A 22,388-nucleotide genomic window follows, 5' to 3' on the forward strand; every position below is an offset into this window, starting at 1 on the left:
AGGAATAAGTTAATGCACGCGACTATGTCTGACTACGTCTTTGTCGCCCCGTGAATCCACATTCAGTGCATCGCAACACTCTACTACCGCCTAGTGCAACTGTTTTGGGTTTCATAAAGGTCTATAAGGGGTTGACGTAAGTTACTTTATTGTGGGTTAAGCTTACCCACAATGTGAGTGTGTAGTGAAGACCCGAGTAGGTGGGGTATCTAAAGCCAGTATGTGGGGGTTTCCCCACAGCAATGAACCAGAGCTAGGTGAGGGCGAGCCGTGGGTGGGGTTACCCTGAAAGAGTAGAGACCGATGATAAGACCTCCAATGAAAAGGGGCCTGAGGTCAATGAAGCCAAGGGTCGACAACAAACATGAAACCCAAACCCCGTCTTTGGGCCTACTCCCACATCTAGGGCGTTACACGTAGTCTTGAGAGAAGTTGTGAGTTCCTGACTTGCTAATATTTTCATTGCCTCTTAACTTTCTGACTAACGGAACTGCTAAGTAGTGTCATGTATTATCTTATCGCGCTTCTTCCGTAGGGGTCTGTGAGTATTATGGTAAAGCTTATTTCGCCGTTCATTGCTTTCTTAATTCTATTAACGAATTCGTTGCATTGATTACTTTCTTCAAAACACTCTGTTGGAGTGTTTTCCAGTATTCTTTCTAGGAGTCCCTCGACGGTAGTTATGTAGCCTTGTGCCGCGGGCCCCGGGAATATCTCGACTCCTAGTTCAGGTATTTCTATGCTTGCAGTAGAAGACTTAATAACGAGCGCGTTCAAGTCTCTTGCTTCCCTTACTGGAAAAACTATCTTGACCTCACCTTCGTGCTCCAGAGTACTCACGTCAGACCTCTTATAACCGCAATTACTGCATTTCCACACCTCAATAATTATTTTGTTGAAGTAAGGCACTTCATATACGTAAGCACTTACTTCTAATTTTTCGCTACCACATACAGGACACTTACCCTCACTACTGAAGACTTTATTTAGTTCCATCACGCCACACACTAAAACATAACTTACTCAAGTACTTATTAAGTTAGTATGAGTGAGATATATGAGCTAAACGGTGCTGTAGCAGTGATAGATGGAATCCTTGAGGTACTTAAGTCTCTCGAAACAGTCTTTCTAGGTCCGTTCTTAATCAGCTTAATAAGTAACTCTATCCCATTCGTTTCACTCCCTTACTTGCTAGTAATAATAGGGCTTGCATTCAAGTATACAAGCTTATACGATAGAGTCTTACTAGTGATTTCTTCAGCGTTGGGGGCCTCCATAGGTAAGATCCTCATATACTTCATTGGGAAAGGATTTTCTAAACTCTTAAGTAAGAGTAGTAAAAAGAATCTAGAACTCTTCAACAAGATTGCTAAGAAGTCTCTCGCGCTAGCCATATTCGTTTTCGCGGCGCTACCATTGCCTGACGACATACTCTACCTCCCCCTAGGACTCTCAGGCTTTTCTCTGGTGGTGTATTTCTTCTCAGTCTTTCTAGGTAAGTTGTTCTTAAAGAGTATTGCGGTGTTTTACGGGAGTATCCTAGCTTCTCTGAGTGAGGAGCTAGGATACCACACGATACCTATCCTCATAGCAGTCTCTCTAGTATTCTCCTACTATATCATAAAGATCGACTGGTCTAAAGTAGTCGAAGCACATATAGACAGAGGTCTCAAAGCCTCAATTAAGTGTATAATGCTGGAGTTAAGTCTAGTAAGCAAGGGAATCGTAGAGGACCTTAAAAAAGTGCTTACCCAGGCTTAAAGAATTCGTTAAGAATCTCTGCTAGAACTTCACGTGCTTTGTCTACTGATTTCTGCGCGTGTGTAAGTCTCCCACTACTGAAGACTAGAGAACCTGACACGTAGACTTCTTCGACGACTGAGTTACACCAACTCACGAGAGCTACAGGATTCCCTAAAACCGGATTCTCAACAGACCACACAACCAAGTCCGCGTCCTCTCCTTCAATCAACTCACCCTTACCGAACCCTAAGCTCCTATACGCGACCGTAGTCGCGAGAAGGAAAGCTTCTTGTAGATTAGGGAGTCCCTCCCCCTCATAGTGAAGGAGTGCGTAGGCCCTCAAGTCATCTCTTATGTCGTAAGTTGGGGCTACATCAACACCTATAGTCACGTTCGACTGACTCCTCAAGTAACTCTTCACCGGCGCTCTCCCGTCACCTAAGAGTATATTAGATCTTGGAGCGTGTGAGATTACGAAGTTACTGTAAGACAGCACGTCCGCTACTTCCTCAGCCCACACAGCATGGGCTACAATAGCGTTCACTCTATCTAAACCAACAAATCTCACGAAATCTCTGAGACTCATTGAGTACTTACTCTTAAGCCACACAAGATCTTCAAAAACTTCTGCCAGGTGTGTGTGGACCCCTAACTCGCGTTCTCTAGCTAAATCAACTACTTCTCTGAAGAGGTCTGGGGGAAGCAACCTAGGAGTGCAGGGTCCTAACCTCACCCTGACCTTAGGTTCATCAACTATCTTGAGTAGACTTAAGTTCTCTTCTAGAGCTTCCTCATAACTCTCGAAGATACCTCGATTCATTATAGGGACACTCAAGTCTGCTTTAACGCCACTCTCTAAGACCGCCTTGTAAACCATGTCTTCATTAACGTGCATGTCTGCGAAAGCTGTGACTCCTGAAGCAAGAAGTTCTCTTATAGCTAGCAGAGACGCGTAGTAACTAACTTCCGGATTCTCTCTTAAAAACCTCTCCCAACCCCACACGAAATTCTTAACCCAATCATCTAGATTCATACCAGATACAACAGTGTTTCTTATTGGGTAGAGACCTAAGTGAGTGTGCGTGGTTGCCATGCCGTGCGTGATGATCTTCACTCTGTCAGGTTTCTCTGCGGTTTCTGGAGCTGCGTACACTTCCTTAATTCTAGTATCGAAACGTACGCAAGCTTTAGATAACCAAAGGTAGGGGTTTATCACTACGTAATCTCCGCACACTTCATTCAAGTGTTTTAGTCACCCATCTTATAAACAGCTACTACGACGTAAACACTACTCCCTTCATAGAGTTGACTCACAGCTATGTGTGCAGGCTTAAATATCGTGAGCACAGGCTTCTCTAGCCGCGGAGCATATTGCGGGTACTGGAGTGCTCCGTAAAGGAATCTGACAGGGTAGCCAGTAGTCCCGAATACTTCATGGACTGAGTGAAGGAATATCTTGTATAGGGTCGCGTTAGTTAATGTTTGACTAGTCCAGTTTGGCATGAGGTAGCTGTATTGCCCTATAGTGACGGTCGTGGTCGGGGGGTTTTTACCGGCTATCTTATAGATGGCTGAGATGCCTTTAGCCATGTCTGCCCCGATGAAAGTTCCTCCCTGGAAAGCTAGGGGGCCTACGTAAGCTGAGCTGAGCTGTTCCGAGAATAAAACTACGTCATATAGCACTACGTATGTCTTGTCAGGCGGTACACGGAAGTACCTAGTAAATATCTCGAAAGCTTCTTCCTCAGTACCTGTTAAAGCTTTAGCTAGTAACTCTATCTGTGTTGCGTTGAGCGTAGCGCCATCAGCTACCGTAGCTCTCTCCCCTAAGACGCTGAGCCAGTATCCGTAATCCCACCACGAAATAATTACGGAGTCTTTAGGTGTGTTGTTCTTAATCCATTCTAGAGTATCTAGCCAGGCAGGCACGTTTCTCCCGAAACCGAGACCTGAGTCTAGTATCATCGGTGTCTGAGACTTGTAGGCAGGCACCCAGACAGTTACTCCCTGGAACAACGTAGCGAACAGGTAAGCAACCATCAACGAAGCGCTCAGCAAAGCTAGCATCAAGTCTTTCTTTCTAGAGAGATATGGGACTAGTAAAGCAATGAAGCTACCTTGAGAAATTGACACGATGCAGTTCAGGTATGGGAAGAAGTAAGATACGTTAGCTGTGGCGTACGTTGCTAGTAGCACCATTAAGCCTACGAAGAGATCTAAAACACTCTTCTTAACAAAAGCTCTGTACGCGAAGTATGCGAGCATCAAAAGCGAGATGATGAAAGGAGCCCCACTACTCCATATGAAGTTCTGCGGGCTTGCTGACGCGTACTCCTGCACAGTACCTACCAACACGTGCGTCATTTCCCCTAAACCCATCGCGGCCAGACCCTTACCTTTCAAGTGGAGGAAGCCTGTAGTAAGTCCCACGAGACCGCCCACACCTATCAAGACTATCAAGAGCAAGTAGATGAAACGCCACTTAGTTAAGAGAGGGTACTTTAACTTAACTACTTTCTGAGTCGCTACGTGCTCTAATAGTAGAGCAATACCTATAACGGCAAAACCTAACGGTATTAGTATGCCTACACTCAAAACCAGGTATAAGGGGCCGTAAAAAGGCAGTATAGCTATAGTCAAAGCAAGAGGTAATGTCTCAAAACCCCAAAGTATTAAGTCTTCTTTAGCAACCTTAGTTATCAGGGGTTGCAGAACCAACTGCAAGAAAATAGCTGCTAGAAGTAAGTTGAAGCCCGCCCACCCGGCGGCAGTCAAGGACATGAAAATACCGCACAGTAACGCGTCAACGTAACTCCTTCTCTTCCAGGTTCTCACGTGGAAGTATGTAGCCAGGAAAATAAAGCCTAATCCAGCAGAGTACTTTACTGTGAAGCCCGCTAACTGCCTGCTATTAAAGATTATCGCCGCCACTAAAGAAGAAACGGCGGCGGGGATGTCACCCCACAATTCCCTAGTAGTTAAGTAGATGCCTATTAAGGACAATATGAAGAAAACTACAGGAACATACATCATCCACTCATACAAGCTCAAACCAGGACTGAATAAGCGTGCTACATAGTATGTAATAACAGAAAACATCGGTGTTAGAGGCAGGGAAGACCTAACAAAGTCTCTCCCCCAAGGATACCAGAAAATATGTGTTTCCTCGTTATGCTCGTTTAAGCTGAAGAAATAAGCGAGACCCTTCTCAAGAAGCTTCTCAGCAGTCCAATACTCTGAGTAAGGGTCTAATTCATTCAACATAGGTCCGTAACCTGATTCAAAAGAATTAAAGACTGGATAAAGCCTAAGATAAGAACCAATCACCGCTGAAGCTAGTAAAACCACTAAAGATACCAGCATAGTGACGTGTTTTCTTCTCAATCCACGGAAGCCCAAACTCATCTAATCACCTGCTAAAACTAATTAGCTTAAAGCATAATAAAGATAAGCCGTCATAGCCCGGCACAAATGACGCGATTAAGACTGTGAAGAAGATATTATATTGTAAGTGTGTCAAACATGCTCACCTACCCGTAAAAGAAAGAGGGTGTTCAGGTCCTCCCATAAATTATGCGTTCTTCGCTGAAAAGCTTTATTGAAATATACATTAAGCACAGAATAACTAGCAAGAGAGCTACTAAGTGTGTTAACGCGTTATTCAGCATGCCGAGAGCAACGAATTTTATGAATAAAGACGCGTGCGTGTAGGGTACTAGGTATAGTATCCACTTATAGGTTTCGTTGAGTTGTTCGATATCTACGTATAAAGATATGAAGAACACTATAGTGGCGACACTAATTATCACCATCGAAGATGCTTGAGCAGCTCTGTAGCTCCCAGACCTAATCACCGCGGGAGTCACTAGAGCGAGAGAACTTAAGACAGAGAAGTATATAGCTATGAAGTGAGCTAGCATGACACTCCCTGGGATCAAGAAGAACAAGTTGACTCCGTAAACTAGTGAAGGCACGTAAGCAAACAAAAGAAGCCCTAAAGCGTTAGTGAAGCCTGTGAGCAACCCTATTAGGGACGTCGAGACTACTTTACCTAGTATTAGAGCGTGCCTGGGCACTGGCGTACTTAACAGAGCTTCTAAAGTCTTCCTCTCCTTCTCACCTATCACAGAGTCTGTTATGTAAGCTGTTGAGGGGGTAGTAACGAATATGAGGCTGAAAGAAAGAAACCTCGAAATGTAGACCTTGAGTGCTTCCTCGTAACTAACAGGTGCGCCGCCAACCCCCACAACACTTACTCGAGCTTCAACAGGTCTTAAAACAGAATCTACAGAGACGTTTACTCCAGCAACACTACTTAACTCAATCACCTTGAGTGAAGCTAGCCTAAAATTCAAGTCGTTAATTACGTTCGATATGATACTCTCTACTTGGTCCGCCTTGCTAGACCCTAAAGTCTTGATGAGCTCTAGTCTAGCTCTGTCAGTCAGTGAGGTTAGGTTTTTCGCGAACCCCTCCCTAATTATGATTGTAGCATCTACGTTGCTAGCAGCGCCGTATAACACATGAAAGCCGTACTTCTCTAGAGCCCCACTAACTTCTCTTAAGAAGTCTTCAGAAGTTATATTAACTCCTCCTAGGTTGCCTGAAGAACTGTCGTAGTTGATTACTGCTACATAACCTGGCTGAAGTCCTTGAGCATAAATTGAGGTTAAGCTCATGAGTGGGAGTATAAAGAGTGGCAGGAAAGCAATCACTGCTAAAGTGCGTATATCGCGTAGCATGTCTTTAAGTTCTTTCCAAATAACTACGTAGACGGGATTCATGACTCTTCACCAGCCAAGCTTATGAAGACTTCCTCGAGGTTCTTGCTACCGTACGCGCGTATCAAGTCTTTCGGAGGACCCTGAACTACTATGCGTCCTTTGTTTATTAGAGCTACCTCATCACACAAGTCTTCAACTTCAATCATGTTATGTGATGAGAGGATTATCGTGACTGAGTTGCTCCTAGAGTATTCTTTGAGAATCTTACGTATCGCGTACGCTGAGAACACGTCAAGACCTGATGTAGGCTCATCTAATATGACTAGCTTAGAACCTATCATTAAGGTCCTCGCTATAGCTACCCTCCTAACCATCCCCTTACTATATTCTGAGGTTCTCCTGTTGAGGTCTCGCTCACTCAAGCCAGAAATCTTAGCACCTACTTCAGCAACTTCTAACGCTTTAGTAGTTTTACCGTAGTAAAGCATCGCGTAGTAGTAGAGGTTCTCCCAGCCAGTCAAGCGCGAGTAGAGTCCAGCGTCTTCAGGCAAGTAAGATATGTACCTCCTGATTAAGACTCTATTCTCGGGTAAGCTGTAATCAAGTACTCTGACAGTACCTTCATCCTGTTTAAGTAGGGTAGCTAAGATCCTGAGTAAGGTAGTCTTGCCAGCACCGTTAGGACCTATCAACCCGAAGATAAGTCCCTCATCAATCTCTACGCTTACCCCATCAAGAGCTCTAATCTTCCCAAAATTCTTCACTACCCCCTGCACAGACACTACTTTACTCGTGCTAGACATCCTCGCTAACCCGAGATACTCTATGTTTTAATAGCTTAATATCCTGACTAAAGATACATTCATGAGAGTATTAGGAGGACTTCATTAATGGCGAGCAAGCACTTCAAAAATGTTCTCGTAGTTGGTGGCGGGAATGTAGGAGTCTTATTAACTTACGCGTTAATTAACTCGGGTGCGAGATTAAGTGCTCACGTGTTAGTTAGGAACCCTCAACACTTAGAGTTTCTTAAGAGGGAAGGAGTCAAAATATTTACTGCTGAAGGTTCTTTACTGAGGCTTGGAGGGTCTTACTTCATATCTTACGAAGACCTAAGGATGCTTGATTTATTTGACTTAATACTAATAGCTACTAAAGCTTATGATTCCTTAGAGGCTATCAAGACTGTAAAAGAGTATTTAAGAGATGAGGGTGTTTTAGTAACGTGCCAAAATGGCTTAAGGTCTTACGAGGAAGCACTCAAGATCTTAGGTCCTGAAAGAACAGCCACTATAGTGCTAAATCATGGAGTGTTTAGGATAGGGCTTCAAGAATTCAAGTGGATTGGCGGATCTACTAGTTATTTAGGTAGTAAAGGCGTTCCAAAAGAAGTGCTATCCTCTGTAGCATCTTTACTTAAAGACCTTCACGTTCAGGTAGTTGAAGATATAGAGCCTTATAGATGGCTTAAACTAGCTGTTAATGCAGCCATAAATCCTCTAACCGCCTTATACGAGGTGAAGAACAAGTTTATAGCAATTGATGAAAACCTCTCTAGGATAGCCGCGATGGTAGTAGCAGAAGTTCAGGAGGTGGCTGAGAAATACGGAGTAAAGATGCCTACAGACCCCCTAGGAGAAGTAATGAGAGTAGCTAAAGCAACTGGAGAAAACTACTCGTCAATGCTTCAAGACATAATGCATAAGAAGAAAACAGAGATCGACTACATAAATGGCGAGGTGGTCGTGAGGGGAAGAGAAGTAGGCGTGCCTACACCCGTCAATGAGGTTTTGTGGTTAATGATCAAATATAAAGAATTCCTTAAGAGTGTTGCCTTAGAGTAAGTCTTGACCGAAACTGATCAGCTAGGTTAACCTCAATATTATTAACTCTTTGAAAGTCTTAGTTATAGGATGTGAATGAGTTCCAAGATTTACCCGCACGATTTTCTGAAGAAAAAGAAGCTCGGCGAGAAGATAGTGATGGTTACCGCGTACTCTTACTATGATGCGCTCTTAGCTGATAAGGCAGGTATTGACGGCTTACTTGTGGGAGATTCTCTTGGGATGGTCGTAATGGGCTATTCTTCAACGTTACCAGTCACTCTTGATGAAGTGAAGCATCACCTTAAGGCGGTAGTGAACGCGAGACCCAGAGCTCTAGTAGTGGGTGACATGCCTTTCCTATCTTACGAGGTTAGCAAGACTGAAGCCATCCGAAATGCTGGAGAACTAATCAAGATGGGAGCAGACGCGGTTAAAATAGAAGGGGGTTCAGAAGTCTCGGAGATCGTGGAGGCCCTGACTAGAGTAGGCATACCAGTAATGGGTCATATAGGACTCAACCCACAAAGATACTTAATGCTAGGCGGCTACAAACTTAGAGGTAAGAATGTTGAGGACGCTCTAAGCATTCTTGAGTCAGCTAAGGCTCTCCAAGACGCGGGAGTCTTCTCAATAGTTATCGAGTACACGACTTGGCAGGTAGCTGCGGAAGTGACTCGCGCGACTAAAGTACCTACTATCTGCATAGGTGCCGGCGCAGAATGTGACGGGCAAATACTAGTAATTCATGATCTCCTAGGGATAAACCCCACACCACCACCCTTCGTCAGGAAATATGCCGACTTATATAACGAGATACAGAGAGCTTTAAGCAGATACGCTGAAGACGTGAGAAAAGGCGTCTTTCCAGGACCTAACGAATTCTGGGGAATGAGTGAAGACGAGCTAAAGAAATTTAAAGAGCGCTTAGGAGTCGTGAAGAAAGACTAAGTAGAAGCTTCGCGTGAGAACAATTCTGAGCTTCACGCAGTTTCCACATTCAAAGAATTATCTCGTGCTTACAGACTCACAAAAGTTAGTGTCGCGAGCAAGAGCTCTTACCCACTTTCCTAGTTTGACTCAACACCTAATTAACAGGTCAGATTTCGAGAGTTCTTCTAGCCTATTCATTATATGCTTGAGTACCTCAGCTAAGATCAGGTTATTATCGTATCTCTCCAGTATCTTAGAGAGGTCTTTTCTGGGAGTAGAACTTAATTTCTGAGCATACTCAATCATTTTAGGCACTGCCCTGACAACATTATCAACTATCGTTATAGAAGCTGCCCTAGCAGTTCTAGAAAGAGGATTGAGATCTATTGCTATGACAGTCTTGCCAAGTCTCCTCAAAGCTTCAGTTCTATCACCGTCTTCAAGAGGTACTAATACAGTGTCTGCTATCAATATTCCCCTAGGACTCACTTTTCTTCTCTCACTCATAAGCTCAGGTATTTCAGCGATAGCGTCGTCTACGCCAAGTACCTCATGCGCGCCGTGAGCTCTGAGAACCTCAGCTATCTTCGCTACACGATCCTCACTCCTATAAAACAAATTGACTTCTAGTTTAGCGTTAACGGCTTCAGCTAACTTAACTATTTCCCCAGGAACTAAGGCAGCGACATTACCGTTGACTGAAATCACGGGATTATTAGATAGTAGTAGGGCGGCTACAGCAGCCTCTATGGCTCTCACTGCCGGTTCTATAGTTACCTCACCTATTAAGTAATCAAAACACTCCCCCCTTCCGTGAGCTATTAACCCAGCCATAGCAACATACCCTTCTTCAAAACCCTTAATTAACTTCTCTCTTATCAGGAGTGACTTGTACCTGGGGTGCGTGGGCGGTATGTTAACCTCCAACTAAGCTCACACCTCCACATTAACACTAGTATAGAGTCCTAAATACCTACTAGCGCGTGAGGTTCGTTAAGTTAGGAAGTCAGTGAGATTTATATTTTTATTGAGGCACCTTCGTGAGTTAGCTTAAAGACCCCTAAGACTCTGCTGAAACTTCTTCTTAAAACGCTCATGAGTTCCTCATCTGGTTTGTCTGAAATCACTACTAGAGTACCTTTCTTAATGAAGTACGTTATCACGCCCCCAGAGCTTAGATGTTTGTGAAGAGTTTCTCTAAGTTTCTCTTCTGTTTCTTTACTCATGAATACTGCCCTACTAAACTCGACACTCAACTCAAGAAATCTGTCGAAGGTCGGTTCTGCGATAAACTTCCTGAAAGCTCTCTCACCAGCTTCTTTTATTGAGCTCCAGTAATCTCTGAGCATCTGTGGTGTCGTCATCTCTCTCCTAATGATGCATGGAATTATACTGATAGAATCTCTTACTGGAACTACATCCAACTCACTCACTCCCGGAGCTCCTGGCTTAAGCCTAACTACTAGGCCCCCACCACGTAATTCTGCGACTACGTCGCCTAATCCAGTCATCAACGACACTTCAGCTTCGTGTGCTATGACACCCACCCTGTTCAGCGTTAGGGGCTTCCCTAAATTACTTAGTGCTGACGCCGCTATCACTATAGAGAGAGCGGCACTAAACCCTAAGCCTTCCCCAAGATGTGACGGGGAAGTTATTTCAGCGTAGACTCTGTCCGCACCAACTATTCTCTTCACTACGTTCACAATGTCATGCTTGAGGACGCTAGAGTTAACTAGTACTTCATCCTTAAGAGCGTCTTTCTTGATTTCCGCCTCAACAGGTGGTTCTAGGGTTATCCCAGCTCCTAAAGAGCCTGTCGTTAACGGATTATTAGTTACGTGCGGAACCCAAAAACCGGATATGTGTAACGGTATCTTAATACGCATTTCTGAGTTCCTCTTTAATCAAGTCTAGTATTTTCCTAGCTACTACTTCCTTAAGAGACTTACTTACTAACTCTTTACGCCCTTTCTTACTGATTAAGAGTACTTCGTTATAGTCGACTGTGAAGCCTACATCACTCCTGCTAATGTCGTTAGCTACTATAACGTCAAAACTTCTCTTCTCTAGTTTCTCTAGAGCTAGCTCAGCTAACTTACTTACTTCTCCTTCAGCCGCTTCAGCCGCGAAACCTACTAGGAGACCTGAAAATTCTTTTCTTATACTTAGCGATATCTTCGGCGTAGCTTCTAGTTCGACAGATAAGAACCCTACTTCAGATTTGATCTTTCCCTCAACATACTTCTTAAACCTGAAGTCAGCAGGTGCTGCGGCTAGTACAACCACGTCATACTTCCTGTTCTTAACCTCACTTAATACTGCGTCAAGCATCTCCTCGGTGGTGGTAACGCTAATGCTCCTTACGTAGTGTGGCTTCTTAGTCGATAGAGGTCCGTGAACTAATGTTACGTCTGCTCCGCGGAAGTACGCTTCCCTAGCTATGGCTATACCCATCTTACCAGAACTAGCGTTAGTCAAGAATCTCACGCGGTCTAGGTACTCTCTCGTAGGCCCAGCAGTTACTAGGATTTTAATATTTCTTAAGTCTCTACCTCTTAACGTTGATGCTTCTATGGCCGCAATAATGTCGTCGTTCTCTGGCAGTTTAGCTCTCGTGTTGGAGATGTCTGGCGGAACTACTACTACACCGAATTCTTCAAGCTTCTTCATTGCTTCGTTTATTGGCGGCGAGTACCACAGACCTGAATGCATAGCAGGCACTACCACGACAGGTTTTCCAAGACCTAACACGTTTACAGCGGTTAGTGAGACGGGATTATCACACACGCCGTGAGCTAACTTACTTATGATGTCTGCCGTAGCAGGGGCTATCGCGAAAGAAGACACTTCTCTACCTAAAGAAACATGACCTACCTCCCCCCTAAATTCTGTTAAGACTCTACTACCAACAGCCCACTCAACTAAAGTAGGGTTTAGTAATTCCGTAGCTGCTTTAGACATAACAGCGTACACGTCCGCACCTCTCCTGACTAACTCACGCATAACGTCAATAACTCTGTAAATAGCTACTGAGCCTGTAAGCCCGAAGCCTATCTTAACATTACTTAAGTGGTTTGAGACACTACCTCTAATCTCGTCTGCCGGGTGAGACTCTAGCTCTTTCAACATTACTCATCCAAACATAATTAAAATACTAAAATAATAATTATTCTAGGGTCTTTAAGGTGACCTCAGTACACATAAGAAAAGCAAAGCCTGAAGACCTTCTGGAAGTCATAAACATTAACATGATATCACTCAAAGAACACTACCCTGAAGACTTCTGGAGACACCACTTAGAGATGTGGGGTGAAGCTTTCTTAGTAGCTGACTTAGACTCTAAGGTAGTAGGGTACGTTATGTGTAGGGTTGAGAGAGGCCTAGGCTATATCAATAAATCACTACTTAAGAAACTAGGACACATAATAAGCATAGCTGTCCACCCAGACTACAGGGGTAGGGGCATAGGATACTCTCTCATGGTTGAGGCGCTGAGGAAATTAAAAGAATTCTATAAAGTTAGTGAAGTCTATCTTGAGGTTAGAGTGAGTAATGAGTCAGCCATCAAGCTGTATGAGAAGCTCGGCTTTAAAAAAGTCCAGAGAATAAGGTTTTACTATCTTGACGGTGAAGACGCTTGGTTAATGGCTAGAGAAGTTTAAGTTCTTGAGCCGAAAACTCTCCGATACTCAAGTAAGTTTCAAGTCTAAGAAGAGAGTATCTCTACCTAATGAGTAGACCCTAATTCCACCATAGCTTGTGTAGCACTCAGAGTTGCTTGAGCTAACAAATACGTACGGCTTAACATAATCTAGGAAATCTTTGAGTTCTGGTAGTCCCGACCTAACCCCAAACTCCGGCACGAAGTCGCATAAGCCGTAGGCGGGAAAGTAAGAAAAGAGCAAGATTCTTTTTCTTGACTGATTACTTAACAATACACGTAGTCTCGAGATAGCGTGCCAGGGGTCTATACCTCCTACACCTGCTATCAGGTAATCACCTAAGTCAGTTAAGCGGGCGTCTAGTAAAGCACCTAAATTTCTGGCAGTCTTGGTTACGTATATGTCGTCATGCTTGCTAGTCACTATAAAGAAGTTTTTGAGGACTGAACTCACGTAGTATAGGGGTATTCTAGGTGCTCCCACGAAAACGTAAGCACTCACACTACTGTCTACGTGAGAGTAGAGCTCTCTTGAGAGTTTAAGTCGTGCTCCGTTCAGTATTCTGAGTAACATAGGTACTCACCTGATATAATGCCAAGCCAGCAGCAACTATGTCTGAAGTACTTCCAGGATTTAACTCGTTCTCCCTAACGTAGTTGTCTATACGTTCCCACACCTCTTCACCGATACTGGCTCTTAGAACAGATAAATGCTTGAGTAGTAGGGCGCTGTTGAGGTTCTTGCTTTTAAGCACTAAAGTATCTAGGTTGCTTGAGAGCACCTTCGTATGCGTTGTCGTGACAGAGCCTAATAGTGTACTTAGGGTAGGCTTTTCTTCAAGTAGACTTTCATGAACTCCCAGAACTCTCTTGAAGCCCGTCACTATCTCATGACTAACTACGTCCAAGTACATAGAGTCTTTCAAAACATCCCACAAACTGAAGTTCTTTAGTGCCGAGTCAGTTTCAACGTTAACTGAGGGTATCCTCCCGAAATACTCGCCTAAGTGACTTATCGAGGCTTTCTTTAACGCCAGATAGAAATCCTTGTGAGTCTCTTTCTTAAGTCCATCAATAATTACTTGGTGATACTTAGTAACTACTTTGTCTACGGCAGCTATTGAATCACCACACACTAGAGCCTTAATTACCACGTAAAGGAGGGGGGACGCGAGCATTAAGTACCCGAAAGCAGTGTTGGTCTTGAGGAGCGGGTGAGTGCTGGCACTCTCGACATACTTTAGCAAGTACGAGCCTAACCTGAGGTCTTTGCTAGTGATCGCGTCTCTAGCAGTCTCCTCCAGCGAGGGTCTCAGAACGTTAGGGGTGTACACGAAGTGAATTATGTTTAAGTCTTTCACGCTCTTATACCCGCTGACTGTGCTTAGCTTGAAGGGAGCTAAAGCTTCTAAAAGTATTGATGTCGAGAATATATCTATTACCACGTTTACTCTGGTCTTAAATAACGTGTCTTGAAATACTCCTCCCAACTCACTCACTAACTAGGTTTATCTGCCAAGCTTTAATACAACGTGTATTTTGTCTATTTCGTTCTCTAACAACTCACGCCACTTCTCCCCTATAGCTACTATAGAGAATAAGCCTACGGGCGTGGCTCCACTCATGCGTATCAGCTTCACGAGAGCTGAGGAAGTTCTCCCACTATTGAGTAAGTCATCAACTATTAAGACTCTATCACCTACTTTAAGAGATTCTGACGGCATGAAGAGAGTAATTACTGCTGGGGGGTCTCTCGCTATATAGCTTACTTGGTTGTAATTCTTGACTCCCACTTCAGGCCTTTTCCTGACGATAACTAACTTAGACTCAAGTATGTCTGCTATCATCACCCCTAAAGGTATGCCGTCGACCTCAACAGTGACTACTGCATTCACATTATATCGGTAGAACTCTTTGTAAGCAACGTAAGAAAGTATCTTCAGAATAGGCACTTCATATATTATGGGGGATAAGTTAATTATGTTGTCACCCACCTCTACCAGCTTATTCCTAAGTATCTCTTCAACTATGCGTTGGTTCGTTAATAACTCAAACAACTCTATTGATCTCTCTTTAGTAGGGCGTATGCGCTTATTGATATATCTCCAGAGACCCGGCGCTGAAAGTCCGGTCAGTTCTTCCAGCTCTTTATATTTTAGGATCTTCTTATATGCCCTCAGCAACTCAACAGCCATTAAACGTATGTCAGTAAGCAACTCATACACCTCTTTCAATAATTGTATTAATTCAAACCTTAATAAATCAAGGCCATTAATACTACAAATTAATTAATGCGTTGAAATATTGCTTTGCGTTCTTAACTCGTAATCTACTAACTCGTCAATTATTAAAGACAGTTCTTTAAGGCGACTGTGAGTCACTAGCTAGGCTTAGCACCCCCTACAGCTTTTTCCAGGAAGTTCGGGTCTCCTAAGTCATTAGCTAGTTCTTTAGTTATTGCTTTCAGTATGTTAGTAAAGCTTTCGTTTAAGTTAATTACTTCGTCATAGACTATCAGCCTAGGCTGCTCGCTAGTCGCTACAACAACTAAAGAAACACTAATACCTATCTCTTCTGTAATGTAGTTCTTGATTTTGATTAGTTTCTTCATGTAGACCTCACTTTTTTGAGGAGGTATCTCAGCTACTAGAGTTAAAGACCTCACTTAAACCACCAGACTATATCTTGTTAAACACCTTACTTTTAAGGACTTACCTACACTTACATGAGTTCTCCTCCAGATCTAAAGAACTCAAAATTAGTCTTGACGCTACTAAGGTATTACGTTTCTTCTTTAACGACGTTAATAATGTTTAAAGCTTAAGTTTATATGCAACGAGCCCCCTATTATTATCGGGGTGAGATATTGGAGAAAGTCAACACTTTTAAGGATGTTAGGAAGAAACCGAAGATTATTTACGAGGACGAGGAAATAATGGTTATGAAAGCTCCTAGTGATGAAGAACTTGAAGAAATAGTGCTCTCAATTATTGAGAGTAGAGGCAGGCCACTAACTTGGAAAGAATTAAGAAAAGAATTAAGTGGTCTCGTAGGAGAGGACAGGTTGAGGAAGACTCTATTAAAATTAATAGATAAAGACTTAGTAGTTGAGATGATAGACGGCACTTTCGGACTTAAAGATATGGAAGCAACATACATACCTAGAAAGATAAAAAAGAGGGTAAGACCGCTATCACCAAAGAAATTCAGAGTGAAGTGGGGGCCCTTAATAGAAGCTAGAGGAAGTATCTCAGCAGCAATACAATACTTAAAAGAAGCTAGAAGCAAGAAATTATCAAGTACTGCAGTAAATTAATCCTTATGCAAGAATCTCCAGCACGTCCTCGTATTATCTCGAAGCGGCTTAATACTTCTATCAAGTCAGGTAATGTTTTAGTAAATTCAAGAGTTGGTTTTTCTCTAGAATAAAGAGTTTTCAGGTACTCAATAATTAAAAACCACCTACTTCTTCCATCTCATCTATGAGTTCTTCAAGTTCTTTTTCACGTATCTGCTCCTTCAGCAACTTGATGAACTTAGCTCTATCTATGACCCCGAATACGTAGATAAGTATTGTGGGAGTCAACAATATCACTAACAACGCGAGATCTGCTACTACATCAGGTACTAGCGACCCCGTAAATTTAGTTAAGTCTATGATTTTAGGGAAGCCGGGAGATATTGATGGAAGACTCCTGTTCAAATTCCACACAATTAAAGATATCATCGCCCAGTTCGTAGCGAAGTTCATCGCGGCAGGCATTCGAGGACCTATCATGAGGCCTGGAACTCTCTTTTTAGTTATTGGCGGTAACAAGACCGAACCCATCATCCCCATCTGATCTTCTATCACGTGCATCCAATACCCCAGCATGGCTGCTAGAGTCAAGTAGAGGTAATTCCCGTAACCTAAGAAAAGCAGTATAGGGATTAAGAAAATCGAGAATATGAAACCCGCGGTAAAGCTGTGAGTAAAGCCTCTGTGCCAAGGTATGAATTCTTCCTCAACTACTCCCTCCTCAGAGTTCTTGACGAAGCCTATCTCTGGACCACTAAACGCGTCAATTATAGTCGGTCTAGGATAAACTTTCTTGAAGGGGTGTTTCGTGCTAGCCTCGCCAAGCGCCCTATAGTAGGGGACTCCAGTATTCTCGACTGGCAAGCCCCCAGTAGATACTAAAGGCCCCATCAAAACACGTATCTTCTTATTAGAAGAATCATAATGAATGAGAAATCTTCTGTAGACGTCTCCCGGCATTCTTATGTTATAGATCTTCACAGTAACTCTCTTGCCAGTCTCGTAAGCTAAATCAATAGCTTTAGCTACTAACCCGGCAATATAGTTTGGGTGGGGAGCGTCAGCAACATTCCAGTACGGGTTGCCCTCAGCGTCGACGTCCATGTAGCCTGGAACCCTAACCCTCATACCCACGCTTAACTCGTCACCAATGATTTCCTTTAGTCTCTGACAGTCCTCATACTTAGCAACAACTCTAATCTCTCCAGAGTCGTCCTCTACTACGAACTCAGTAAGTTCTTCGCTGTGTGTTGTCACGGCCTTCACAACACCTTCTATGTAGTAGAACTGCCATCTATTCTCAGGTCTTAACTTGCTGATCAGTATTCTTCGCGGAGACACTCTCAATTCACTGTCTTGCGGCGCTGGATCTACTAATACGTCACGTCTCCATAAGAACCTCCTAAACTTAAAGTCTATGAAGTCTGGCAAGTAGGCGTAGAATCCTGTTATTACAGGCCATAAAATCCCTCTAGCCAGGTCTTCAAGTAGTGGGGTAAAGAAGGTAGACATCGCAAGACCTGAGAGGTAGTGTGTCCAGCCCCTCACGTCACCTCACCTACTGCCTAGTAGGTTGAGCAGCATGCCTGAAGTTCCAGTCATATTAAGTAGTACTGGCAAGATCAGTGCTCCTAAGCAGTAGCTAATCCTAGTATTAAAGACTTGCGCTGTGAAGCCCAGCGCTGTCGCGACAGCAAGTAATAGAATACCTACGGGACCTGTTATGAGGTAAGTCAGCAAAACGAGAAATACCGCGACGACCAGCGATACGTGAACGTAGCTAATCACTGAGAGGAGTCTAGAAACAGCTTTAGAGATGTAGAGAGTAGCTATGAAGGAGATCGCGGCCACTAAAATTATAGTGAATCCAGCGTAATAAAACTCAAACCAGGTTTTAGGCGTGTAGATGCTGCCAATCAACCAAGCCACAGCACCTCTAGTAACTCTAGCTGTAGGCATGAAAAGAAGGAATAAAGCACCAACGTAGTAGATGACACGAGCAGCTCCCTGACTGACTACGAACGTATCATCGCCCTTCCCACTAGCTATATGACCTCCTATCAAGGCACCCATGCCGCCAGTTATGACCGGAAAGAACGCAGCTATCCCCCCACCTATAACTCCTGACGCGACACCATTCACTACGGCCGTAAAGTGAGTCTCTACAGAGTCTCTAGTGTCTTGCTTGGGTAGGGTCTTCCTTGATAAGAGGTTTCTAATAACCCATGACATGCCGAAGAAACCTATGAAGAGTGGGGTTAGCCTCGCGTAAGCAGCTTCAACAGGTAGCAAACCCGTGTAGGTAGTTATGAAGCCTAAAATGCCTGACGTGAAGAACACGAAAACCCCGCCAAGTATTTGCCTCCACGCAACTAAAAGTCTCTTAAAACCTGTCTCCTCCCTATCTCCTTCTTTAGGCCACTCACTTAAGAACAGAAATAAAACCACCGCGACAAGTACCCACGTATAGTAGGGGCTAAACAAGTTGTATACTACTGGCATAACGTAAATCCCGATCGTCAAGCTAAACACGCTTAAGAATAACGCGCCACCGAGTGCACCGATTAAGTATAGTAAGACTACCTTATGACCCTTACCCAACATCAAGTATCTCTGGCTAGGAAACAGCATGAGCATCATAGACTCGTCAGCTACACTAAGATACGTTGACGCTATGGAACTGGCGAACGAGAACGCTATTACAGCGCCTAAAGCAAAGTAAGGTAACGCGTAGGGATTAAGGGTTATGAAGCTAGGCGCTAGCAAAACAACTAAAGCTAGCAGATTGTATATGTGGAAGCCAGGCATCCAAGAAAAAACTAGTCCTAATGCTGAGCCAGTAAGACTCCATAAGAGGACGTCAAGCGGGGATATGAAGACTTCCATCACGTAACACCCCCGTCATTTTACTATCAGTCCGCTGACACTGTATACTATTATCTCCTCAGTTGACCCGTACACGTCTCTATAACCTGCAACAGTTATGAGAGTTCCTTGAGTAGGCAAACTAAACTCAAGTTCACTAACTACTGAACGCGGAACAAACACCAGTATGGTTTTATTGCTTGGGTCCGTCACGTAGATTTGCCAGTCATTTCCCGAAGTCGAGCGAGAACTCACAACTGTAACATTAATCAACATTACTGGCACTCCCCACCCAATACTCAACGCTTGCTCAACACTTACGACAAGAGGGCTCTTAAGCTCTATCAACTTAACACTAAATAATGTAACGGTCGTGGCGTCCCGAACTGTGCCGTTTATCCTGAAGACAGATTTCCAACCGACGACCACGGGATCTATATTACTTGCTAGTTGAGACCTACTCATAGTCACGTTCACCGCATAGTAACCGTCTAGCGATGTAAACTCAACGTAGTACACCCCACTAACGTACTTTATCTTAGAGAACACGCCGACGAAAGACACGTTCTTGTCGATATACTGACTTACTTGACTTATTTCTATCGGTATGAATGCGGGCGTGGGTGGCGGCGTAGTAGGTGTTGTGATACCTTCAATTCTAATACCATTTTCGCTGAAAACAACTACCTCCTCAAGAGACCCGTAAACGTCTCTGTAACCAGCAACACTGATGACTGTATTCACTCCTGGAATCGAGATTCCTGTTCCTCTAGCAACGCTTGAAGGCACGAAGATTCTTATTGAGCCAGTACTGTCTTCTACGTCTATCTGCCAGCTCCCGCCTGACGTCGTGTAAGAGTTTCTCACGATGACGTTCCTCAAAATAACTATTGTTCCGTAAGCTTCCTGTAAAGCCTCACTAATCGTGAGGCTCGGGGGCTGAACTACCTCAATGACTGACATGTTAATTAACTCAATGATCGACTCGCTTCTCACTAACCCGTAAACCCTCAGTTTTGACCCAACACCAACACTCCAGGGATCTATAGTCGTGACTAGGGTAGACCTATCACAGAGACCCACTGCTTGTGCGCCACTCTCATCACTAGAAAGGTAAAGCAAGTACATGTACGTAGGTGAGTCATATCCGAGCTTAGTTAATCTACCCGTAAGTGTCACGTACTTACCTACGTAAGCGGGAAGCTCACTTATGTCTATTTCTTTAGCTTCTTCTGCGAGACTCTCAACACGTATTTCCTCAATACTTCTCGGAACTATCTCTGGTGAGGTTCCTCTATAGTAGTAGACAACACCACATACTGTGACGTTATTTCTGGCGACTTGCAGCCTGCCCCACAAGCTACTGAATACTTCACTATTCGCGTACATGTATTGCAGAATATTAGGCACGAGTACCGTGACGCTGCCGGCTCTAGTGTCAAGATTTAGTAGTAGGCCAGAACTAACTATCCTAGGGTTTGAGACTAAGCCGTTAGCGCACACATACTGAAACTGAGAGACATTACTTAAGTTATTCACGAAGACAGGCTCTCCGCCAGGCCTCTCATATATGTAGACTGAGCGCGCGTCCTGCAAGTAAGCATACGTAAAATCTTCTCTAACTCTCACTTGAACAAGAATTCTCACTCGGTCACCAACCATCGGAACCTTATTCATTTTAAGAAGTTCTGTTGAGGTCGGGTCATAAACAAATATCGTGAAAGACTCCTCCGTAGACCCGTCACTTACGTAGAGTGTTATCCTGACTTTACCTCCCGCCTGCAACTCTGCTCTAGGAGGCTCTACAACTACACCCTCTATATACACTGTCGCGTAATTCATTAAGAAGTTGCCTACTAACTGGCTAATCGGCATTACCGGCGTAGGAGCATAATATGAAACTAAGTATATCCCTGTTAAGCCTATTAAGACTAGGGTTACAGCTACTACACGGAGAAAACCGACGTCATACAACTTACGGGGAGTAGTCTCAGGATAAAACAGATATTTTTCAATCTCAGTCAAATCTTTTTCTGTTTTTATAGTTATCCCCATGATAACTTAAACTAGACGAGATTAATTAAGATTGCTCCACGTTCGTTGTAGGATGACCCTCTAGATAGTCGTATGCGAGAGAAGCAATTCTACTGAGGAGCCTGAAGCAGGCATTCTTCTCATCAGAGAGTGAGGTTCTCGGCTGCAATATGGGTAATGTCTTTAAAAATTTCTAGAATAAAGCAAGTTATTTTATGGGAGTCACTTGCCTGTAGATGTTATAATAGTAACTAATGGGTCTCCTTTAGGTGAAGACTTAGTTAAGCAGGTCTGGATTACAGCGCAGAAACTATTTCATGAATACGGTTTAGAAGTTTACGTGATACCCTACATGTCGAGAGAATCGCGAGTGACACTGATAATAAATAACGTAGAGTTTGTAGTATCAAGAAAACTCACGCCCGAGGAAATCGAGGATTTAATCCTTAGCGCCTGCGAAGGTGAGGGAGCAACTAAAGACATAGCTTTAATAGGAGCTGTCTTCTACGACGAGAACGAGTTCGGGAACGCGCAAGTAGCTTGAGTACAGGGGTAGTGGGCGGGGTTCGGGTTTCAGGTTGGTTGATGTTGTTCGTTGTTGATCCTTGGCTTCATAGACCTCGAAGCGCTTTTCATCGGTGCCCACGCCATCGGTCTCCACTCTTTCAGGGTAACCCCACCCACAGCTCACCCTCATCTAGCTCTGGTTCATTGCTGTAGGGAAACCCCACATCCTGGCTTTGAATACCCTACCTACTCGAGTCTTTACCACTTACCTACATTGTAGGCAGGCTCAACCCACAATATCACATCAACCCTATAAGTCTCACGAAACCCGGAAGAGCCGCAATTGGCTTCACGTCTCTACACGAGACCTTGAAGTCGTTGCGATTATGTTGCAAATACTGAGTTCTTCCCAAGACCCGTAACGCCCCATGACTCTAATATCTAGTTCTTCGAGTAGTTTGTAGCGGAAATCTTTCTTGAGCTTAAGTATCCTCCCATACTTCTCTAAATATGATCTAGCGAATACTACTTCCCTCACTTTAATGCCTAGACTCTTCAACTCAGAGAAATTCTTGATGAGTATCTCGGTTTTACTAGCATCGTGTTTTAGCGGGGTCAACACATAAATCATCAAGTACTTGTCTTTCAAGTAATTAACGTTGCTTTTCAGGATTATTATGTGTGAGGCCACATACCTTTTTCTGCCTAGGGCGTAAGCAACTACTTCATTATCGCTTATCTTATGGTCTGCTTTACAGATTATGAGTGAGATGCTGTAGGGTAGGCGTGCGTAACTC

At 43.7% G+C, this 22,388-nt stretch carries 23 protein-coding genes; 6 read left to right on the forward strand and 17 right to left on the reverse strand.

The genetic code is table 11. The annotated features are described in order from the left end of the window. Nucleotides 1–510: 510 nt before the first annotated feature. Nucleotides 511–1,008, reverse strand: coding sequence for a ZPR1 zinc finger domain-containing protein (locus QXL29_05240; protein MEM2283996.1), 498 nt, complete (start codon nt 1,006–1,008; stop codon nt 511–513). Nucleotides 1,009–1,044: 36 nt separating this feature from the next. On the opposite strand from QXL29_05240, the gene QXL29_05245 reads away from it, so the two are divergent. After that, nucleotides 1,045–1,761 carry a VTT domain-containing protein gene (locus tag QXL29_05245; GenBank protein MEM2283997.1) on the forward strand — a complete coding sequence of 239 codons (717 nt, stop codon included), beginning with the start codon at nt 1,045–1,047 and terminating at the stop codon, nt 1,759–1,761. Here the strand turns inward: QXL29_05245 and QXL29_05250 are convergent. From QXL29_05250 to QXL29_05265, 4 genes are all read right to left on the reverse strand, one after another. Then, nucleotides 1,748–2,977 carry an amidohydrolase family protein gene (locus QXL29_05250; protein MEM2283998.1) on the reverse strand — a complete coding sequence of 410 codons (1,230 nt, stop codon included), beginning with the start codon at nt 2,975–2,977 and terminating at the stop codon, nt 1,748–1,750. The two genes, QXL29_05245 and QXL29_05250, sit on opposite strands and share 14 nt — an antisense overlap. A gap of 14 nt (nt 2,978–2,991) precedes the next feature. After that, nucleotides 2,992–5,148 (reverse strand): STT3 domain-containing protein, encoded by a 2,157-nt coding sequence (locus QXL29_05255; protein MEM2283999.1) that lies wholly within the window; start codon nt 5,146–5,148, stop codon nt 2,992–2,994. 149 nt (nt 5,149–5,297) lie between these two features. Further along, a complete protein-coding gene (locus QXL29_05260) occupies nt 5,298–6,527 on the reverse strand; it encodes an ABC transporter permease subunit (GenBank protein ID MEM2284000.1) in 1,230 nt (409 codons plus the stop codon). Then, nucleotides 6,524–7,270, reverse strand: a complete 747-nt coding sequence (locus tag QXL29_05265; GenBank protein MEM2284001.1) for an ABC transporter ATP-binding protein — start codon at nt 7,268–7,270, stop codon at nt 6,524–6,526. Before QXL29_05265 ends, QXL29_05260 begins: the two co-directional genes overlap by 4 nt. Before the next feature lie 87 nt (nt 7,271–7,357). Here QXL29_05265 and QXL29_05270 point away from each other — a divergent pair, with 87 nt between their 5' ends. Both QXL29_05270 and panB read left to right on the forward strand, forming a co-directional pair. Further along, the gene (locus QXL29_05270) at nt 7,358–8,311 is read left to right on the forward strand and encodes a 2-dehydropantoate 2-reductase (GenBank protein MEM2284002.1); all 954 of its coding nucleotides are present in this window, start codon (nt 7,358–7,360) and stop codon (nt 8,309–8,311) included. Nucleotides 8,312–8,386: 75 nt separating this feature from the next. Then, nucleotides 8,387–9,241 (forward strand): 3-methyl-2-oxobutanoate hydroxymethyltransferase, encoded by an 855-nt coding sequence (gene panB / locus QXL29_05275; GenBank protein MEM2284003.1) that lies wholly within the window; start codon nt 8,387–8,389, stop codon nt 9,239–9,241. Between the two features lie 129 nt (nt 9,242–9,370). On the opposite strand, the gene QXL29_05280 is transcribed toward panB, so the two are convergent. From QXL29_05280 to coaBC, 3 genes are all read right to left on the reverse strand, one after another. Next, entirely contained in the window at nt 9,371–10,150 is a 780-nt protein-coding gene (locus QXL29_05280; GenBank protein MEM2284004.1) for a 4-phosphopantoate--beta-alanine ligase, read from the reverse strand. An 89-nt stretch (nt 10,151–10,239) separates the two neighbouring features. Then, a complete protein-coding gene (locus QXL29_05285; protein MEM2284005.1) occupies nt 10,240–11,112 on the reverse strand; it encodes a hypothetical protein in 873 nt (290 codons plus the stop codon). Further along, nucleotides 11,102–12,352 (reverse strand): bifunctional phosphopantothenoylcysteine decarboxylase/phosphopantothenate--cysteine ligase CoaBC, encoded by a 1,251-nt coding sequence (gene coaBC / locus QXL29_05290; protein ID MEM2284006.1) that lies wholly within the window; start codon nt 12,350–12,352, stop codon nt 11,102–11,104. Before coaBC ends, QXL29_05285 begins: the two co-directional genes overlap by 11 nt. Before the next feature lie 59 nt (nt 12,353–12,411). Here coaBC and rimI point away from each other — a divergent pair, with 59 nt between their 5' ends. After that, on the forward strand, nt 12,412–12,888 hold the full coding sequence (rimI, locus tag QXL29_05295; GenBank protein MEM2284007.1) for a ribosomal protein S18-alanine N-acetyltransferase: 477 nt from the start codon (nt 12,412–12,414) through the stop codon (nt 12,886–12,888). 27 nt (nt 12,889–12,915) lie between these two features. On the opposite strand, the gene QXL29_05300 is transcribed toward rimI, so the two are convergent. The 4 genes from QXL29_05300 to QXL29_05315 all read right to left on the reverse strand — a co-directional run bounded on the left by QXL29_05300 (nt 12,916) and on the right by QXL29_05315 (nt 15,552). Further along, entirely contained in the window at nt 12,916–13,461 is a 546-nt protein-coding gene (locus QXL29_05300) for a hypothetical protein (protein ID MEM2284008.1), read from the reverse strand. Continuing rightward, nucleotides 13,427–14,386, reverse strand: coding sequence for a triphosphoribosyl-dephospho-CoA synthase (locus QXL29_05305; protein ID MEM2284009.1), 960 nt, complete (start codon nt 14,384–14,386; stop codon nt 13,427–13,429). Before QXL29_05305 ends, QXL29_05300 begins: the two co-directional genes overlap by 35 nt. Nucleotides 14,387–14,395: 9 nt before the next feature. After that, nucleotides 14,396–15,112 carry a phosphoribosyltransferase family protein gene (locus tag QXL29_05310; GenBank protein ID MEM2284010.1) on the reverse strand — a complete coding sequence of 239 codons (717 nt, stop codon included), beginning with the start codon at nt 15,110–15,112 and terminating at the stop codon, nt 14,396–14,398. 155 nt (nt 15,113–15,267) lie between these two features. Further along, the gene (locus QXL29_05315; protein ID MEM2284011.1) at nt 15,268–15,552 is read right to left on the reverse strand and encodes a hypothetical protein; all 285 of its coding nucleotides are present in this window, start codon (nt 15,550–15,552) and stop codon (nt 15,268–15,270) included. Between the two features lie 201 nt (nt 15,553–15,753). Between QXL29_05315 and QXL29_05320 the strand changes: the two genes are divergently transcribed. Continuing rightward, nucleotides 15,754–16,203, forward strand: a complete 450-nt coding sequence (locus tag QXL29_05320; GenBank protein ID MEM2284012.1) for a hypothetical protein — start codon at nt 15,754–15,756, stop codon at nt 16,201–16,203. A gap of 135 nt (nt 16,204–16,338) precedes the next feature. On the opposite strand, the gene QXL29_05325 is transcribed toward QXL29_05320, so the two are convergent. From QXL29_05325 to QXL29_05340, 4 genes are read right to left on the reverse strand one after another with little or no spacing between them, the layout of a single operon-like run. After that, nucleotides 16,339–17,733: a metal-dependent hydrolase gene (locus QXL29_05325; GenBank protein MEM2284013.1), complete on the reverse strand. Its 1,395-nt coding sequence runs from the start codon at nt 17,731–17,733 to the stop codon at nt 16,339–16,341. Between the two features lie 6 nt (nt 17,734–17,739). Then, on the reverse strand, nt 17,740–19,071 hold the full coding sequence (locus QXL29_05330) for a tripartite tricarboxylate transporter permease (protein ID MEM2284014.1): 1,332 nt from the start codon (nt 19,069–19,071) through the stop codon (nt 17,740–17,742). A gap of 15 nt (nt 19,072–19,086) precedes the next feature. Continuing rightward, complete coding sequence (locus QXL29_05335) at nt 19,087–21,105, reverse strand: hypothetical protein (GenBank protein ID MEM2284015.1); 2,019 nt, start codon at nt 21,103–21,105, stop codon at nt 19,087–19,089. Nucleotides 21,106–21,130: 25 nt separating this feature from the next. Then, nucleotides 21,131–21,253 (reverse strand): hypothetical protein, encoded by a 123-nt coding sequence (locus QXL29_05340; GenBank protein ID MEM2284016.1) that lies wholly within the window; start codon nt 21,251–21,253, stop codon nt 21,131–21,133. Nucleotides 21,254–21,310: 57 nt separating this feature from the next. Between QXL29_05340 and QXL29_05345 the strand changes: the two genes are divergently transcribed. Continuing rightward, nucleotides 21,311–21,628, forward strand: a complete 318-nt coding sequence (locus QXL29_05345) for a hypothetical protein (protein MEM2284017.1) — start codon at nt 21,311–21,313, stop codon at nt 21,626–21,628. Between the two features lie 312 nt (nt 21,629–21,940). On the opposite strand, the gene QXL29_05350 is transcribed toward QXL29_05345, so the two are convergent. After that, nucleotides 21,941–22,388 (reverse strand): hypothetical protein (locus QXL29_05350; GenBank protein MEM2284018.1); only part of this gene is annotated, 448 nt, incomplete at its 5' end.

Origin of the sequence: Zestosphaera sp. (assembly GCA_038843015.1) — an archaeon.
GTDB lineage: Archaea > Thermoproteota > Thermoprotei_A > Sulfolobales > NBVN01 > Zestomicrobium.